This is a genomic window from Cognatishimia sp. MH4019 (assembly GCF_020177595.1).
GTDB lineage: Bacteria > Pseudomonadota > Alphaproteobacteria > Rhodobacterales > Rhodobacteraceae > JAHTBL01.
In genome coordinates this window covers 46,031-63,097 of the sequence record NZ_JAHTBL010000007.1, presented here as the reverse complement: position 1 = coordinate 63,097, position 17,067 = coordinate 46,031, and the positions used below count along the sequence as shown (strand labels likewise).

Sequence of the window (17,067 nt, the reverse complement as noted above, 5' to 3'; positions counted from 1 at the left end):
AAATGACGCTCTCAAGACGCGATACCCTGGCCCTGGGCCTTGGCGCCGCTGCGTTCCTGACCTTGCCGAAAGCGGCCTTCGCAGCCGGTGATGCCACCGCGGCGATTGCCGAGTTCACAGGCGGTGCCGAAGCAGGCTCCGGTGACATCACGCTGACCGCGCCCGAGATTGCAGAGAACGGCAACACCGTTCCGATTGAGGTGAACGCCCCCGGTGCCGTCGCCATTGCGGTCTATGCCGCTGGCAACCCCACCCCGGCTGTCGCCACGTTCAAGTTCGGCAAGCTGGCAGGCTCGCACGCCGCCTCCACCCGCATTCGTCTGGCAGGCACGCAAGACGTGATCGCCGTGGCGCAACTGGCGGACGGCAGCTTCATTCAGGCCTCGCAAGAGGTGAAAGTCACAATCGGCGGCTGCGGCGGCTAAAAGCGAAAGAAGGAGACCACAACAATGGCATCCGGTGTAAAACCTCGCGTGAAAGTCCCCAAGACGGCATCCGCCGGCGAGACGATCACGATCAAGACGCTCATCAGCCACAAGATGGAAAGCGGCCAGCGCAAAGACGGCGACGGCAACCCCATCCCGCGCTCGATCATCAACCGGTTCACCTGTGACTTTAACGGTGAAAACGTGATCGACGTGGTGCTTGAGCCCGCAATTTCGACCAACCCCTTCTTCGAATTTGAAGCGGTTGTGCCGGAGAGCGGTGAATTCAAGTTCACCTGGTATGACGATGATGGCTCTGTCTACGAAGAGGCAAAGTCGGTGGAAGTCAGCTAAAGCTGGCACCACCAAGGGAGGATAATAAATGACAATAAAAGCAGCCACACGCGCCACGACCGCCATCGCCTTGGCAACAGGTCTGGCGTTTGCAGCCACCGCCGACGAATCCGCCGATCTGGTGGTCAATGGCGAGATCGAAATGGTCACGCGCACGGCCGCGCCAGAGCATACGGAAAACCTGGACGAGATCATCTCGGGCTGGGTGTTCCGCTCGGATGAGACGCAGCAATTGCAGATGGATGATTTCGACAATCCCGGCATGATCTTTGTGGATCAAGGCATGGATCAGTGGAACGAAGTTGCAGGATCGGCTGAAAAATCCTGTGCGTCGTGCCATGAAAACGTCGAAGACAGCATGGCCGGTGTCCGCGCGGTTTACCCCAAGTGGAACGAAGAGGCCGGTGAGGTCCGCACCCTTGCGATGCAGATCAACGATTGCCGCGAAAACCAGATGGGCGCCGAGAAATACGGCTACACCTCGGGCCAGATGGCCAACATGGAGGCGCTGATTTCGGTGCAGTCGCGTGGTCTTCCGGTCAACGTCGCCATCGACGGCCCGGTTCAAGCCACATGGGAAGCGGGCAAAGAGCTGTATTACACCCGCACGGGTCAGCTTGAACTGAGCTGCGCCAATTGCCACGAAGACAATTACGGCAACATGATCCGCGCAGACCACCTGTCTCAGGGTCAGATCAATGGCTTTCCTGTTTACCGTCTGAAAAACGCCAAGCTGAACACGGCACACGCGCGTTTCAAAGGCTGTGTGCGCGACACGCGGGCGGAAACCTACAAGCCCGGCTCGGCTGAGTTTGTAGCACTTGAGCTTTATGTCGCATCCCGTGGCAACGGCCTGTCGGTCGAAGCCCCGTCGGTGCGAAACTAAACACTTCCGAACCCGCGCAAGGTGCTCTTTGCGCGGGTTTTCTTTACGCTGAAATATTCACGAACGCGCATATAATCGCGATTATAACCGCGGTCATAAATGGGCAAAAAAGGACGACACAGATGATCTCACGGCGCGATTTCATGCAGGTGGCCATGGCAAGCTCGGCCATCGTGGGCCTCTCGGGCTTTGGCAACTGGTCTCGTCTGGCCGCCCAGCAGGCGCTGACCCAGGACCAGCTTCTTGAGTTCGACACCTCGGGCAACGTGACGCTGATCCACATCACCGACATTCACGCGCAGCTGAAACCCGTCTGGTTCCGCGAGCCTGAGATCAATCTGGGCGTCGGCATTGCCGAGGGCCAGCCGCCGCATCTGACGGGCGCTGATTTCCTGAAGCGCTACAATATCGAAACCGGCTCCCCCGCCGATTACGCGCTCACCTATAACGACTTCACCGCGCTGGCCCAGACCTATGGGCGCGTGGGCGGGATGGACCGCATCTCGACCGTGGTCAAAGCGATCCGTGCGGATCGCCCGGACGCGTTGCTGCTGGATGGCGGCGACACGTGGCAGGGCAGCTATACGGCGCTGAAAACGAACGGTCAGGACATGGTCAACGCGATGAACGCGCTGGGTGTGGACGCGATGACAAGCCACTGGGAATTCACCCTCGGCATCGACCGCGTCACAGAGATCGTTGAAAACGAACTGAATTTCCCCTTCCTGGGTGCCAATATCTTCGACACCGAATGGGATGAACGCGCCTACGAGCCTTACAAGATGTTCGAACGCGGCGGCGTGCAGATCGCCGTGATCGGGCAGGCTTTTCCTTACATGCCCATCGCCAATCCCGGCTGGATGTTCCCCGGCCTGTCTTTCGGCGTGCGTCAGGACAACATGGCCGAGGTTGTGCAGGAAGCGCGCGATGCAGGCGCCGAGCTGGTCGTCTTGCTCAGCCACAACGGCTTTGACGTGGACCGCAAGCTAGCGATGGATGTGGACGGCATCGACATCATCCTGACCGGTCACACCCACGACGCCCTGCCCGAACCGCTTCAGGTCAACAACACCTTCCTGATCGCATCGGGCAGCCACGGCAAATTCGTCTCGCGCCTTGATCTGGACGTTCAGGGCGGTGAACTGAAATCGGTGAACCACAAGCTGATCCCGATCTTCTCGGACGTGATCGCACCGGACCCCGAAATGACCGCCCTCGTGAATGCCGAACGCGCGCCTTACGAGGCCGAATTGACCGAGGTGATCGGCAAGACCGAAAGCCTGCTCTACCGTCGCGGCAACTTCAACGGCACGTGGGATGACCTGATCTGCAACGCCCTGATCGAAGAACGCGAAGCCGATATCGCGCTCTCCCCCGGCTTCCGCTGGGGTGCATCCGTGCTGCCCGGTCAGGACATCACCCGCGAGGATATCTTCAACGCGACCGCCATGTCCTACCCCAACGCGTATCGGTCAGAAATGACCGGCGAATTCCTGCATGTGATCCTCGAAGATGTGGCCGACAACCTCTTCAATCCCGACCCCTATTATCAGCAGGGCGGCGATATGGTGCGGGTTGGCGGCATGGGCTACCGCATTGATATCTCGAAAAAACAAGGGGAGCGGATCACGGATATGACCCTCCTCAAAACCGGCGAGGCGATTGACCCCGCCAAGACCTATGTCGTCTCTGGCTGGGCCTCTGTGAACGAGGGCACCGAAGGCCCGCCCATCTGGGACGTCGTCGAATCCCACATCCGCAAACAAGACACGATCAACATTGACCCGAACCAGTCGGTCAAAGTTGTCGGCACCTAACCCCCGGAGGACCCGACCATGAGCGATCCGACCCAAACCTCCCGCCGCGCGTTCCTGCGTGGCAGCGCCGCCGCCCTCGCAGGCGGTGCGGCCACAGCCGCCAGCGCAGGCACACCTGATCCGCTGATTACCGAGGTCCAAAGCTGGGCGTCGGGCCTTGGTGAGGGCGTGGACGAGACGCCTTACGGCCTGCCGATCGAGTTTGAAAGCGACGTGGTGCGGCGCAATGTGCCGTGGCTGACCGCCGATCCGATCTCGTCAATCAACTTCACGCCGATTCACGCGCTGGATGGCACGATCACGCCCCAGGGCTGCGCGTTCGAGCGGCACCACTCGGGTGCCATCGAGCTGCGCAAGGAAGACTACCGGCTGATGATTAACGGTCTGGTGGATACCCCGCTGGTCTTCACCTACGCCGATCTGGAACGCTTCCCGCGCGAAAACCACGTCTATTTCTGCGAATGCGCGGCCAATACCGGCATGGAATGGGCGGGCGCGCAGTTGAACGGCGTGCAGTTCACCCACGGCATGATCCATAACATGGAGTACTCCGGCGTTTCGCTGCGCACCCTGCTGGAAGAGGCCGGCCTCGATGCGGCTGGCGATCTGGCCGACAAATGGGTTTACGTGGAAGGCGCGGATGCGTCGTCGAACGGACGCTCGATCCCGATGGAAAAAGCGCTCGACGACGTTCTGGTCGCCTTCAAGGCCAACGGCGAGGCACTGCGTAAGGAGCACGGCTACCCGGTCCGCCTTGTCGTTCCCGGCTGGGAAGGCAACATGTGGGTCAAGTGGCTCCGCCGGATCGAAGTGATGGACGGCCCCGTGGAAAGCCGTGAGGAGACGTCGAAATACACTGACGTTCTGGCCGATGGCACCGCGCGCAAGTGGACATGGGTGATGGACGCAAAATCCGTCATCACCTCGCCCAGCCCGCAAGCGCCCATCACCCACGGCGCAGGCCCGCTGGTTATCACGGGTCTGGCATGGTCCGGCCACGGCAAGATCACCCGCGTCGATGTCTCCAAAGACGGCGGCATCACGTGGGAGACCGCGCGTCTGGGCAAGGCCGAGGAAGACAGCAAAGCCCTCACCCGCTTCTATCTGGATACCGAATGGAACGGCGAGGACTGGCTGCTGCAAGCCCGCGCGATGGACGAGACTGGCTATATCCAGCCGACCAAAGACCAGCTGCGCGAAGTGCGGGGCGAGAACTCGATCTATCACAACAACTGCATCCAGACATGGCACATCACACCCGATGGGGAGGCTGAAAATGTCGAAGTTTCTTAAAGCAACCGTCGCGACCTGCGTTCTGGCCACCCCGGTTTTTGCCGAAGGCTACGGGTTGGGCCGCGAAGCCCTGCCCGAGGAAATCCAGGCCTGGGACGTCGATATTCGCCCCGGCGGCGCAGGGCTGCCCGAAGGCTCTGGCGATGTTTGGACCGGCGAGGAAGTGTTCGCGGATTACTGCGCCGTCTGCCATGGCGATTTCGCGGAAGGCGTGGACAACTGGCCCGTTCTGGCAGGCGGCTTTGACACGCTGGCCGACAAGGACCCGGTCAAGACCGTCGGCTCCTACTGGCCACATCTGTCGACCGTTTGGGACTACGTGAACCGCTCCATGCCGTTTGGCGGCGCGCAGACACTGGAACCCGATGAGGTCTATGCCATCGTCGCCTATATCCTTTATTCCAACGACATGGTGGATGATGATTTCGTGCTCAGCGACGAAAACTTCGCCGAATTCGAGATGTATAACGAAGGCGGCTTCATCGTCGATGACCGGGCCGAAACCGAATACACGATCTGGCGCAAAGAGCCTTGCATGGAGAACTGCAAAGACAGTGTCGAGATCACGATGCGCGCCTCTGTGGTTGATGTGACGCCTGAGGAGACCGCCGAAGAAGAAGCCGCCGCGCAGGTGGAAGACAGCACTCAAGTCGCCGCAGTGGCCGAAGACGCGCCTGCCCAGGAAGCGCCTGTCGTCGCAGCGCTGGACCCGGAACTGGTCGCCGCCGGTGAAAAAGCGTTCAAGAAATGCTCGGCCTGCCATCAGGTGGGTGACGGCGCCAAGAACCGCACCGGTCCTGCGCTGAACGGGATCATGGGGGCTGCTGCCGGTCAGGCGGAGGGCTTCAAATACTCCAAAGCCTTGCAAGCCATGGCCGAAGAGGGTCTTGTCTGGGATGAAGCCAACATGACCGCCTTCCTCACCAAGCCGCGTGAGTTTATGAAAGGCACCAAGATGTCCTTTGCGGGCTTCCGCAAGGAAAGCGATCTGGAGGCCGTGATCGAATATCTCAAAAGCCACGCCGAGTAGCCGATGACCCGCACCGCAAGATCCTCCCTCGCACTGGCCGTGATCTTCGCGGCAGGTGCCCTTTGCGCGGATGAGATCGGGGATGCGGAAAACGGCGCCGTTTTGTTTGGCTATTGCTCGGGTTGCCATGAGGTTGGCGCAGACGCTGAAAGTGGCATCGGCCCGCATCTGAACGGTATTTTCGGTCGCGCGGCGGGCAGCATCGACGGGTTTTACTATTCCGACGGCTTGAACCGCATGGGCGCGGACGGTCTGATCTGGGATTTGCGCACGCTGGATGCCTATATCGAGAACCCCCGCGCGTTGGTTTCAGGCACACGGATGAGCTTTGACGGTTGGGACAACGCGCAAGAGCGCGCAGACGTGCTGGCCTATCTGCGCCTTTACTCCGACAACCCCGCCGATCTGCCAGAGGCCGAACCCACCGCGCGGCCCTCGGAAGTCGAATTGCCGCCAGAGGTTCTCGCCATTCAGGGCGATGTGGCCTACGGCGAATACCTCGCCAGTGATTGCAAGACCTGCCATCAGCAAGATGGATCAGATGCGGGCATTCCGTCGATTACGCGCTGGCCTGTGGACGATTTCGTCGTGGCGATGCATGCTTATAAACGTAAGCTGCGCCCGCACCCGGTGATGCAGATGCAGGCCGGACGCCTGTCCGACGAAGAGATCGCCGCGCTTGCGGCCTATTTCAAAGACCTCGACTAACGGGGCTTCATTTTCAATGGGAGGACCTAAAATGACTTTCAACAGACGGACCTTTATCGGGACCGCCGCTGTGGGCACGGCGGCTTTATCCGCCCCGCTTTTGGCCACGGCCCAAGGCAAACCGCGCGTCGTCGTGGTCGGCGGCGGCGCGGGCGGGGCAACGGCGGCCCGCTATATCGCGAAAGACAGCGAAGGCGCGATTGACGTCACGCTGATCGAGCCAAGCCGCGCCTATTACACCTGCTTTTTCTCGAACCTCTATATCGGCGGCTTTGAGGAGATGTCCTCGCTGGGTCACACCTATGGCAAGCTCGCGTCAGAATATGGCATCAATGTCGTGCATGACTGGGCCGTGGATGTGGACCGCGATGCCAAGACGGTTGCGCTGGCAGGCGGCGGATCGGTTCCTTATGACCGGCTGATCCTGTCGCCCGGCATCGACTTTGTCGACGGCTCTGTCGCGGGCTGGGACCAGTCCTCGCAAGATGTCATGCCGCATGCCTATAAGGGCGGCACGCAGGCTGAACTGCTCAAGGCGCAGGTCATGGCGATGCCCGAAGGCGGCACGTTTGCGATGGTCGCCCCGCCCAACCCCTACCGCTGCCCGCCCGGCCCCTATGAGCGGATTTCGATGGTTGCGCACCTGCTGAAAGAGGTGAACCCGACCGCCAAGATCATCGTCGCGGACCCGAAAGAGAAGTTCTCGAAAATGGCGCTGTTCCAGGAAGGCTGGAACGACCATTACGCAGGTATGATCGACTGGATCGGCTCGGATTTCGGCGGCGGCAATGTCGAAGTGCGCCCCGACACGATGGAGGTTGTAATCGACGGGGAGGCTACCAAGGTTGACGCTGCCAATGTGATCCCTGCGATGAAAGCAGGCCTGATTGTGGAACGCGCAGGGCTGACCGAGGGCAACTGGGCACCGGTTGTGCCCGCGACGATGCAAAGCCGGATGGATGAAAACATCCACATTTTGGGCGACGCGTCCAGTCAGGGCGACATGCCAAAATCCGGCTACTCGGCCAATTCACAAGCGAAAGTGGCTGCAATGGCCGTGCGCGGTGCGTTGACAGACAGCCGGGTGTTCCCGGCCAAGTTCTCGAACACCTGCTGGTCGCTGATCGACACCAATGACGGTGTGAAGGTCGGCGCCACCTACGAGGCCACGGACGAGAAAATCGCCAAGGTCGATGGCTTCATCTCGGAGACCGGCGAAAGCGACGAGCTGCGTAAAGCCACCTACGAGGAAAGCCTCGGATGGTATGCAGGCATCACGTCCGACATGTTCGGCTAAACCAAAGCGCGGGGCGCAACACATGCGCGCGCCCCGCCTCTTTTTAAATCACTGACAAGCAAGCACATTCTGCCAGATGGTTCACCCGCTGTGTCGTGCTGCCTTGCAACAACGATCCCACAGAGCCCAGCCCGCGCCGCCCGGTGACAATCAGATCTGCGCCCACCTCTTTGGCGGTGGCGATGATCTGATCACCCGGATCGCCCATCTCCATATGGGTCTGGGTGACGCTCTGCCCCATCTCTTTGGCAATGGCGCGCGCGGCGTCGAAAATCTTCTCGCCCGCCGCTTTGACCTCTTCCTGGGACGGCATGGTGGTCGCCATGTGATAGCCCGCCACAGCGCCCATGGCGAAGGCAACCGTATGCGGCTGGGGCGTGTGTACCAGATGCAACTCAGAGCTATATTTACCTGCCAGATCGCACGCCAGACGCAAGGCGCGCTCTGACTGTTCCGATCCATCCAACCCGATCACGATCTTCCCAAACATCGTCTCTCCTCCCTCATGTGAAATGTGGCACCCAGCCTAGAGACAAAGCCCGCGCGGCGACTTGACCTGCGTCAATGTCGCATCAGCGCAGGGCCGTCATGGTGGCGGGCAGGAGGATATCTCATGAAAACCCAACTCATCGCAGCGCTTTGCCTGGCCGCCGCTCCGGCCTTTGCGGACGGCCTCACGACCTACCCGTTCGAGGGCAGTTTCGACGACGCCACCTTCGCCGTGGAAAGCGCAATTGTGGGCCAGGGTCTGGTGATTGATTATGTCTCCCATACGGGCGAGATGCTGAACCGCACCGGCGCGGATGTGGGCAGCGATGTGCAGCTTTTCACGGCGGCTGACATCTTTCTGTTCTGCTCGGCAACGCTGTCGCGCAAAGTGATGGAGGCGGACCCTGCCAATATCGCGCATTGCCCCTACGGTATTTTCGTGACCGATAAAGACGGCAGCGTCGAGATCGGCTATCGCCACTATCCCGAAGGCCCGATGCAAGAGGTGCAGGCCCCGCTGGACAGCATCGTTCAGAAGGCGCTTGAATAGCCGCCAGCCCTAAAAGTTTTCAGAAGACTTTTTAGAAAAGTCTTCCAGCGCTTACTCGAACTCCATCTGCTCAAACACCCGGCCTGCATTCTTCGTGGCCAGTTCTTCAAACGTGTCGAGATGGGTGTAGGGTGTTTGATCGACATAATAGGCGTCTTCCAACCCGCCCCCTGCTTCAAGATGCGCACCCACCTGTTCGCGCAGATAGACAAGGTAATCCTTCGTGTAGCGCCGCACCTGATCCATATTCGTAGGATGCCCGTGGCCGGGGATCACGTAGGTCGCGCCCAGCGGCTCGAACGCGGTGTCCCACGTCTCGATCCACTCGGCAGTGTAGGTATGCTCGAAAATTGGCAGCATGCGTTCGTGAAATGCGACATCGCCTGAAATCACCATGCTCTGACGCGGTAACCAGACAACGATATCACCGGGCGAATGGGCCGGACCCAGATAGCGCGCTTCGATCAGAAACGCGCCCAGCTCGACCGTATAGACATCCTCGAACGTCTCGGTCGGGCCTTGCAGTTCGGTGCCCTCGGACTTGTCGCGATTATAGCGCTTCATGTTCTCGAGGATTTGCGGTCCGTATGCCGCGAACTCCGCAGCCGCATCGACATGGGCGACAATCGGAACGCCCTGTTCGGCCCAATAATTGTTGCCAAGCATCGCATGGCCTTGCCCGTTTTCATTGATCACCAGAACCACCGGCTCATCTGTGATCCCCTTGATCTCGTCATGCAAAGCGCGGGCCAGACCATAGGCTGCGCCGCCATTGATAACGACAACGCCCTCTCCGGTCACAATGAAGGACAGGTTATTGTTATGGCCGGAGTTTTCATAGGTCGGCGGGGCCGTCGCCCCGATGGCCGAAAACACATGGGGGATCACCTCGACCGGCTTTTGATACAGCATCGAGCCCGGATACTGATCCGCGATATCCTCGCTCGCCTGTGCCGCGAAACCCGCAACAGCCAACGCGCATGCGCCTAGAAAAATCCGCACCCCATCCTCCCATTCAACTTCTTGAATAAGATGCGAAAGCGCGTCTCAAGTCAATGAAAAGGCTTATTCGGCCGGAACCGCCACAGCCCCTTGCGCGCCCGTCAAAACGCGATCTGCCAGCAACGCGCCGACGATCACGAAGACCAGCACCAGCGCGGCCGCAAAGCTGAGCGTCGCTGTGCCGGACAGGCCCGCGCCCACGGTGCAACCGCCCGCCAGAACGCCGCCAAAGCCCATCAGCGAGGCACCCAGCAAATAGCGGCCCGTCTGACGCGGTGTCTCGAAACCCTGCCATGCGAACTCGCGCGCGACCAGCGCGGCGATCAGGCTGCCGCCGATCACGCCCGCAGTCAGACCCACGCCGAAGCCCGCCGGAATAGCGCTGCTTGCAATGGTCCAAAAGAGCGTGTCCGCCCAAGGCAGCGTAAACGACAGCGACTGCATCGCAATCGGATCGAAATCATCAAAGAGCACAAAGCCCGTGCCGACCCAGCCTGCCGGGATCAACAGGCCAATCGCTCCGCCCATGGCCAAGTGCTGCCACTTCGCGCCGGACCGCGCCGCGATGCCAAAAGCCGCGATTGCCAGAACGGCGGTCCAAAGTGCTGCGCCGCCGGGAAGCCCCGCGAAAGAGGTGATCCCACGATCCACCGTCAGCGACCCGACGCCTGTGCGCACCGGTGCCAACACGCCCTTGAGCGTCGCATGGGCGACCAGCGCAAAGGCAGCAATCACAATCAGCGAGCGAGTGTTGCCCGTGCCCAACAGCACCGTCTGGCGCGAGATACAGCCCCGCGTCAGGACCATGCCTGCGCCGAACACCAACCCGCCCAGCGCGATGGAGGCCAACGGCAACGAGTCTGCCATAAACCGATGACCTGCAAAGGAAATCAGCCCGGCAGCGACAGCCGCCTGCGTGCCCAGAAGCGCTGTCGCCAGCGCCATAATCCATGTGCCAAAAGCTTGCCGACGGTCGGTGCTTTCCGACACCAGGCCGCGACGGATGCAAAAGCGAGACCGTTGCCCGAGTGCACCGAACAAAAGCCCCAGCACCGCGCCCAACAGAATCGAGGCGGTCAGCGGGGTCATGTCTCCAAGATTGAGATCGGCAAACATCGGATATCTCCTAAACGGGCAGCAGCGTCGGCTTTCACCACATCTTTCTATGGGGTGCAAACGGGCGAGATAGAACATCGTTCCGTCAAATCCACCCAGGTGAAGACAGCGTTCCGCACCTTCTGCACCGCAGAAAACCGCACCGGCATCTCTTTGACCCGCCGAACCATATGGTCCTTTTTTGCACCTTTCCTTGCCTGCGCCCCTGTGTTCAGGTCAGCCCATCACAGGAAAGGCACGCCTATGTCCCCTCTCGCCGGTCTTAAAGTCATCGAAATCGCCCGCATTCTGGCTGGCCCCTGGGCAGGGCAGGCGCTGGCCGATCTGGGGGCGGAGGTCCTTAAGATCGAAGCGCCCGCAGGGGATGACACCCGCCGCTGGGGTCCGCCCTTTATCGAGCGGGATGGTGACAAAAGTGCCGCCTATTTCTACGCCTGCAACCGGGGCAAGACCTCGCTCGTGATTGATTTCTCAACAGACGCAGGTCAGGCCGAGCTACGCGATCTGGTCAAAGACGCCGACATCCTGATCGAAAATTTCAAGGTCGGTGGCCTTGCCAAATACGGCCTTGATTACGCGTCTCTCAGCGCCCTGAATCCGCGCTTGATCTACTGCTCCATCACCGGGTTCGGTCAGAACGGCCCCTATGCTGATCGCGCGGGCTATGACTTTATGATCCAAGGGCTTTCCGGCCTCATGTCGATCACCGGCGCTCCCGACCAGCAGCCCCAGAAGGTCGGCGTCGCCGTCACCGATATCGTCACTGGCCTATATGCCACGACCGGTATCCTCGCCGCGGTGGAGCAACGCCACCGCACCGGAAAAGGCCAGCATATCGACATGGCGCTGATGGATTGCGCCACCGCGCTTTTGGCCAATCAGGCGATGAATTACCTCGCCACCGGCACCGCGCCAGAGCGTAAGGGCAACGCGCATCCCAATATTGCACCCTATCAAGTGTTGCCGACCGCCGACGGCCATATCATCGCCGCTGTCGGCAATGATGGCCAATTTCAGCGGTTTTGCGGGCTGCTGGGCTGCCCCGGTCTGGCCGAGGATGCGCGCTTTCTGAGCAACCAGCTGCGCGTGGAAAACCGAGACGCGCTGACAACAGCCCTTGAGGCCGAAACCTCCAAATGGCCCGCCACAAAACTGCTAAACGCATGTGATGCGGCCACCGTCCCTGCTGGTCCGATCAACGATATCGCGCAGGTTTTCGACAACCCGCAAGTGCAGCATCGCGGCCTTCAGATCACCCCGGATGGCGTCCCCGGTGTGCGCGGCCCTTGGCGGTTCTCGGACGCCGAGTTGAGCCTGGCGCGCACGGCCCCTGTCTTGCCAGTTAGGTATTTGGAGACAAAGGAAGACTAGGGCTTCACCCCACGCCAACCCGGCCTAAGTGATATGGCAGGTTGAAAAGGGCGTGAAAAAGCCGTGTTACAGGTCGAAAACTTAACTAAAACATACCCTTCCGAGGACGGCGTTCAGACCGTTTTGCGAGAGGTATCGCTGTCACTGGATGCGGGCGCCAGCCTTGCGCTGACCGGCGAAAGCGGCTCTGGCAAGAGCACGTTGTTAACCCTGGTGGCCGGTCTGGACGCGCCCGATAGCGGCGCGATCCGCTTTCAGAACCACGATCTGACGCAAATGGATGATGCCGCCCGCGCCGATTTGAGGCGGGGCGAGATTGGTGTGATCTTCCAGCAGTTCAATCTGATCCCGTCGCTGGACGTAGCGGCGAACATCGCCTTTCACGCCCGTCTTGCGGAGCGCGCCGATGCCGATTGGTGTTCGGAATTGGCGCGCCGTTTGGGTCTTGCCGGTCACCTGACCCGCTATCCTGAGCAGCTTTCTGGTGGCCAGCAACAGCGCGTTGCGATTGCACGCACACTCGCCGCGCGCCCGAAACTGGTGCTGGCGGACGAGCCCACCGGTAACCTTGATGAAGACAGCTCTGACACGGTGCTTGATCTTTTGATGAGCGGCGTTCGCGACACCGGTGCCGCGCTGCTGATGGTCACGCATTCCTTGCGCCAAGCCGAAAAGCTCGACCGGTGTCTGCATCTGTCCCACGGTCAGGTCAGCCCATGAGGCGCGCCGCCTTCAGCGCCCTGATCTCGCATTGGCGCAAGCACCCGATCCAGTTGGTCAGCCTTGTGCTGGGCCTCGCGCTCGCCACGGCCCTGTGGTCTGGCGTTCAGGCAATCAACACCGAGGCGCGCGCGAGCTATGATCGCGCCGCCGGGATCCTCGGTCAGGACGAACTCCAACGGCTAGAGCCGCGCGCTGGCACTATCCCTCTCTCCGACTATATCGCGATCCGTCGTGCTGGCTGGTTGGTCTCCCCCGTTATGGACGGCGCCATTAACCTTAACGGAAGTCGGGTCCGTCTGATCGGAATTGACCCGCTGACGACACCGCCGCAAAGCGCCCCTGTTGATCTGTCCGGTGACGGCGATCTGCAGAGTTTCATTCTGGATGGCCTCCTCTTCGCCCACCCAGACACGGCCGCCCAGATCCCCGACACGCTGCCTGCCGTCCGCGCCACCGAAACGCTGACCCCCGGCGTTATCATCACCGATCTCAGCACCGCTGCCGATCTGCTTGAGACCGACAGTTTCGCCCGTCTGATCCTCGCGCCAGCGCAACCGATCAACCTGCTTCCGCTGTCCGAGGTTGCGCCCAACCTCCTCCTCGTCGCGCCGGACGAGGGCAATGATATCGCCCGCCTGACCGACAGCTTCCACCTGAACCTGACCGCTTTTGGTCTGCTTTCATTTGGCGTCGGCCTCTTCATTGTCCATGCCGCCATCGGCCTCGCGTTCGAGCAACGTCGCCCCCTGTTTCGCACACTCCGCGCCCTTGGCTTGCGCAAATCCACCTTGCTCACGCTTCTGGCAACCGAGCTGTTGAGCCTCGCCCTCATCGCCGGAATGCTCGGTGTCGCGCTTGGCTATCTCGTTGCTGCCGCGCTGCTGCCCGACGTCGCCGCGACCCTGCGCGGCCTGTACGGTGCCCAAGTCTCAGGCGTGCTCACCCTGAATCCTGCGTGGTGGCTCTCCGGCCTCGCCATCGCCCTTCTCGGCACCGCCGTGGCGGGCGCGCAAAGCCTCTGGCGGACCGCACAATTGCCAATTCTGGCACCAGCCCAACCCCGCGCTTGGGCCATAGCCTCGCTGAAATCTCTCAAGCGCCAAGCCTTTGTTGGCGCAGGCTTAATCGTTTTCGCAGCCCTCCTCGCCACTTATGGCTCGGGCCTTACCATCGGCTTTGTCTTGCTTGGATGCCTGCTTGTCGGAGCCGCTCTCACGCTTCCGCTCTTCTTGCATCTCGCTCTCAATCTTGCTTCGAAATTCAGCCGGACCGCGTTGTCGGATTGGACCCTCGCCGACACCCGCCAACAGGTGCCCGGTCTGTCGCTTGCGCTCATGGCGCTGCTGCTTGCGATGGCCGCGAATATCGGCGTCGGCACGATGGTCAGTTCCTTTCGCGTGACCTTTACCGGCTGGCTCGACCAGCGATTGGCCGCGCAACTCTACGTTACCGCGCGCGATGAAACCGAGGCTGAAGACCTTGCCAGATTGCTCGACGGTCAAGTCGATGCGATCCTGCCAATCCGCTACATTGACGCGCAAATCGAAGGGGCACCCGGCCAGATTTACGGTATCATCGACGATGTCACCTACCGCGAAAACTGGCCGCTTCTGGCCGCCACGCCGGACGTCTGGGACCGCCTCGCCGCAGGCGATGGCGCGCTGATAAACGAGCAACTCAGCCTGCGCGAAGATCTCGCGCCCGGCGATCCCGTGACCCTCGGCGCTGCCCAATTCCCGGTCCTCGGTGTCTATTCCGATTACGGAAATCCTCGTGGCGAGGCCATTCTATCCCTCGCTCAACTCCGCGAGCAAGACGTCGCGATCAATGGCCTCAACTTCGCCCTTCGCCTGCCGGAAACCCGGATCGAAGACGTCACAAACCTGCTCACCAATGCAGGTCTTCCAGCCCGAAATATCCGCGATCAAGCCGCGATCAAAGCCTTCTCCCTCGACGTGTTCGAGCGCACATTCACCGTCACCGGCGCCCTCAATGTGTTAACACTTGGCGTTGCGGCACTGGCTCTTTTGACCAGCCTGTTAACCTTGTCCACCATGCGCCTGCCCCAGCTTGCCCCCGTCTGGGCGATGGGGCTGACACGCGCCAAACTAGCCCGGCTTGAGCTGCTTCGCGCTGTCATCCTTGCCGCGCTCACCGCCTTCATCGCCCTTCCCGTCGGCCTCGCCCTTGCTTGGGTTCTGCTTGCCATCGTCAACGTCGAAGCCTTCGGTTGGCGCCTGCCCATGACGCTCTTTCCCGGCGACTGGATCGGCCTTTTTCTGGCAGCCCTCATCGCCGCGGCGCTCTCCGCAGCTTGGCCAGCACGCCGCCTTGCGACCCGTCCCGCCGCCGATCTCATCAAGGTGTTCGCCCATGAACGTTAGCCCCCTCGCCCTTCTGCTTTGGCTCTGGGCCACCGCCCTTTCGGCTCAAGGCTTCGCCGGTCTCGGCACCGATGCGGAAGGCTTTGCGATCCCTCAACAAGGCACCGAATTAACCTTTCCAAACGACCACGGCGCACATCCCGACTACCGCATCGAATGGTGGTATCTGACCGCTGTGCTGGAGGGCGAAGACGGCCTCGACTACGGTGTCCAGTGGACCCTTTTCCGCTCGGCCCTCCAACCAGAAGCGGGATCCGGCTGGGATGCCCCCCAGCTTTGGATGGGCCACGCGGGCATCACGACACCCGACCGTCACTTTGTCGCTGAACGCCTGGCGCGCGGCGGGATCGGCCAGGCCGGTGTTGTCGCAAACCCGTTTGAAGCCTGGATAGACGACTGGTCCATGACGAGCACGGCGGAAGCGGGCGACCAACTTGATGCGTTAACCATAACTGCCCGCGGGATGGAGGCCGCCTACACCCTCGATCTGACCGCCGCAGGCCCCCTCGTCTTCCAAGGCGACCGCGGCTATTCGGTCAAATCCGCGTCCGGCCAAGCCAGCTATTACTATTCCCAACCCTTCTACGAGGTCTCCGGTGAACTTACGCTTCCAGGCGGCACGGTCAGCGTGACAGGCAATGCCTGGCTCGACCGCGAATGGTCCTCGCAACCGCTGGCCGAAGATCAAACCGGCTGGGATTGGTTCTCGTTGCATTTCGAAGACGGCGCCAAACTCATGGGTTTTGGCCTGCGCAGCGCCAGCGAGGTCTTCACCTCTGCCACCTATATTACCTCTGACGGAACCCCCACACCTTATGGCGACGGCGCATTAACCTTAACGCCGTTAACCTTAACGGATGTCGCAGGCCGCCAAATCCCAACCGAATGGCGGGTTCAGCTTCCCGCACACGGCATCGACATCACGACAAAACCGACCAATCCCCAAAGCTGGATGGACACGCTTTTCCCTTATTGGGAAGGCCCACTCCGCTTCACCGGCTCGCATACGGGCGTCGGCTATCTGGAAATGACCGGCTATGAGTGATCCCTTCCACCAGTTGGACAGCACCCTCACCCAAGTCTGGCAACGCCTTGCCCGCGGCACCAAGGATCGCCGTGCCGCAACCCGAAATCCGACGCTTGCCACAGTCGGCAACATGGGCCCTCAAGCCCGCACTGTCGTGCTGCGCGCTGTCGATCCAAACGCAAAAACCGTCGAGATTCACACCGACCGCCGCTCCTTAAAGGTCGCTGAGTTAACCAAAAATCCAAATGCGGCGCTTCACATCTGGGACGCCAAGGCCAACCTGCAAATCCGCCTGCGCTGCACGGCGACGCTCACCCATGCCGACGCAGAAAAATGGGCGCAAATCCCGGAAAATGCGCAACGCGCCTACGGTGGCTCCCCTGCGCCCGGCCACGAAATCCCTCGGCCAGACGCCCACGATCCGGCACCGAACCGGGATGACTTTACCACGATCACCCTGCACATCACCGAGATTGAAACTCTCCATCTCGGCTCCGACCTGCACCGGCGTGCGCGTTTTGCCGCCCCAAGCTGGCAAGGCCACTGGATCGCTCCCTAAACCCTTTCACTGCAGCGCAAATAACCAATTCGACTT

General features: G+C 61.0%; 17 protein-coding genes. 14 read left to right on the top strand and 3 right to left on the bottom strand.

Going from position 1 to position 17,067, the window contains the following annotated elements; all coding sequences use genetic code 11:
- Positions 1-2: 2 nt before the first annotated feature.
- The 8 genes from soxY to KUW67_RS12930 all read left to right on the top strand — a co-directional run bounded on the left by soxY (position 3) and on the right by KUW67_RS12930 (position 7,810).
- The gene (gene soxY, locus KUW67_RS12965; RefSeq protein WP_224825744.1) at positions 3-425 is read left to right on the top strand and encodes a thiosulfate oxidation carrier protein SoxY; all 423 of its coding nucleotides are present in this window, start codon (positions 3-5) and stop codon (positions 423-425) included.
- A gap of 24 nt (positions 426-449) precedes the next feature.
- Positions 450-779, top strand: coding sequence for a thiosulfate oxidation carrier complex protein SoxZ (gene soxZ, locus KUW67_RS12960; RefSeq protein ID WP_224825743.1), 330 nt, complete (start codon positions 450-452; stop codon positions 777-779).
- 28 nt (positions 780-807) lie between these two features.
- Positions 808-1,665, top strand: a complete 858-nt coding sequence (soxA, locus tag KUW67_RS12955) for a sulfur oxidation c-type cytochrome SoxA (protein WP_224825742.1) — start codon at positions 808-810, stop codon at positions 1,663-1,665.
- A gap of 122 nt (positions 1,666-1,787) precedes the next feature.
- Entirely contained in the window at positions 1,788-3,482 is a 1,695-nt protein-coding gene (gene soxB, locus KUW67_RS12950; RefSeq protein ID WP_224825741.1) for a thiosulfohydrolase SoxB, read from the top strand.
- Between the two features lie 18 nt (positions 3,483-3,500).
- Positions 3,501-4,775, top strand: a complete 1,275-nt coding sequence (gene soxC, locus KUW67_RS12945) for a sulfite dehydrogenase (protein ID WP_224825740.1) — start codon at positions 3,501-3,503, stop codon at positions 4,773-4,775.
- Entirely contained in the window at positions 4,759-5,805 is a 1,047-nt protein-coding gene (locus KUW67_RS12940; RefSeq protein ID WP_224825739.1) for a c-type cytochrome, read from the top strand. The genes soxC and KUW67_RS12940 overlap by 17 nt, the downstream gene beginning before the upstream one ends.
- A 3-nt stretch (positions 5,806-5,808) precedes the next feature.
- Positions 5,809-6,513 (top strand): c-type cytochrome, encoded by a 705-nt coding sequence (locus KUW67_RS12935; RefSeq protein ID WP_224825738.1) that lies wholly within the window; start codon positions 5,809-5,811, stop codon positions 6,511-6,513.
- Positions 6,514-6,544: 31 nt separating this feature from the next.
- The gene (locus tag KUW67_RS12930; protein WP_224825737.1) at positions 6,545-7,810 is read left to right on the top strand and encodes an NAD(P)/FAD-dependent oxidoreductase; all 1,266 of its coding nucleotides are present in this window, start codon (positions 6,545-6,547) and stop codon (positions 7,808-7,810) included.
- Between the two features lie 43 nt (positions 7,811-7,853).
- Here the strand turns inward: KUW67_RS12930 and KUW67_RS12925 are convergent, their stop codons facing one another.
- Complete coding sequence (locus tag KUW67_RS12925; protein WP_224825736.1) at positions 7,854-8,300, bottom strand: universal stress protein; 447 nt, start codon at positions 8,298-8,300, stop codon at positions 7,854-7,856.
- A gap of 123 nt (positions 8,301-8,423) precedes the next feature.
- Between KUW67_RS12925 and KUW67_RS12920 the strand changes: the two genes are divergently transcribed.
- Positions 8,424-8,849 carry a DUF302 domain-containing protein gene (locus KUW67_RS12920; RefSeq protein ID WP_224825735.1) on the top strand — a complete coding sequence of 142 codons (426 nt, stop codon included), beginning with the start codon at positions 8,424-8,426 and terminating at the stop codon, positions 8,847-8,849.
- A 51-nt stretch (positions 8,850-8,900) separates the two neighbouring features.
- Here the strand turns inward: KUW67_RS12920 and KUW67_RS12915 are convergent, their stop codons facing one another.
- Both KUW67_RS12915 and KUW67_RS12910 read right to left on the bottom strand, forming a co-directional pair.
- Entirely contained in the window at positions 8,901-9,761 is an 861-nt protein-coding gene (locus tag KUW67_RS12915) for an MBL fold metallo-hydrolase (protein ID WP_224825903.1), read from the bottom strand.
- 153 nt (positions 9,762-9,914) lie between these two features.
- Positions 9,915-10,967 (bottom strand): YeeE/YedE family protein, encoded by a 1,053-nt coding sequence (locus tag KUW67_RS12910; RefSeq protein WP_224825734.1) that lies wholly within the window; start codon positions 10,965-10,967, stop codon positions 9,915-9,917.
- A 243-nt stretch (positions 10,968-11,210) separates the two neighbouring features.
- On the opposite strand from KUW67_RS12910, the gene KUW67_RS12905 reads away from it, so the two are divergent.
- The 5 genes from KUW67_RS12905 (at position 11,211) to KUW67_RS12885 (ending at position 17,031) form a co-directional block, all read left to right on the top strand.
- Positions 11,211-12,338: a CaiB/BaiF CoA-transferase family protein gene (locus KUW67_RS12905; protein ID WP_224825733.1), complete on the top strand. Its 1,128-nt coding sequence runs from the start codon at positions 11,211-11,213 to the stop codon at positions 12,336-12,338.
- A 63-nt stretch (positions 12,339-12,401) separates the two neighbouring features.
- On the top strand, positions 12,402-13,058 hold the full coding sequence (locus tag KUW67_RS12900; RefSeq protein ID WP_224825732.1) for an ABC transporter ATP-binding protein: 657 nt from the start codon (positions 12,402-12,404) through the stop codon (positions 13,056-13,058).
- Positions 13,055-15,445, top strand: coding sequence for an ABC transporter permease (locus tag KUW67_RS12895; RefSeq protein WP_224825731.1), 2,391 nt, complete (start codon positions 13,055-13,057; stop codon positions 15,443-15,445). The genes KUW67_RS12900 and KUW67_RS12895 overlap by 4 nt, the downstream gene beginning before the upstream one ends.
- Complete coding sequence (locus KUW67_RS12890; protein ID WP_224825730.1) at positions 15,435-16,490, top strand: lipocalin-like domain-containing protein; 1,056 nt, start codon at positions 15,435-15,437, stop codon at positions 16,488-16,490. The genes KUW67_RS12895 and KUW67_RS12890 overlap by 11 nt, the downstream gene beginning before the upstream one ends.
- Positions 16,483-17,031 (top strand): pyridoxamine 5'-phosphate oxidase family protein, encoded by a 549-nt coding sequence (locus KUW67_RS12885; protein ID WP_224825729.1) that lies wholly within the window; start codon positions 16,483-16,485, stop codon positions 17,029-17,031. Before KUW67_RS12890 ends, KUW67_RS12885 begins: the two co-directional genes overlap by 8 nt.
- Positions 17,032-17,067 lie beyond the last annotated feature (36 nt).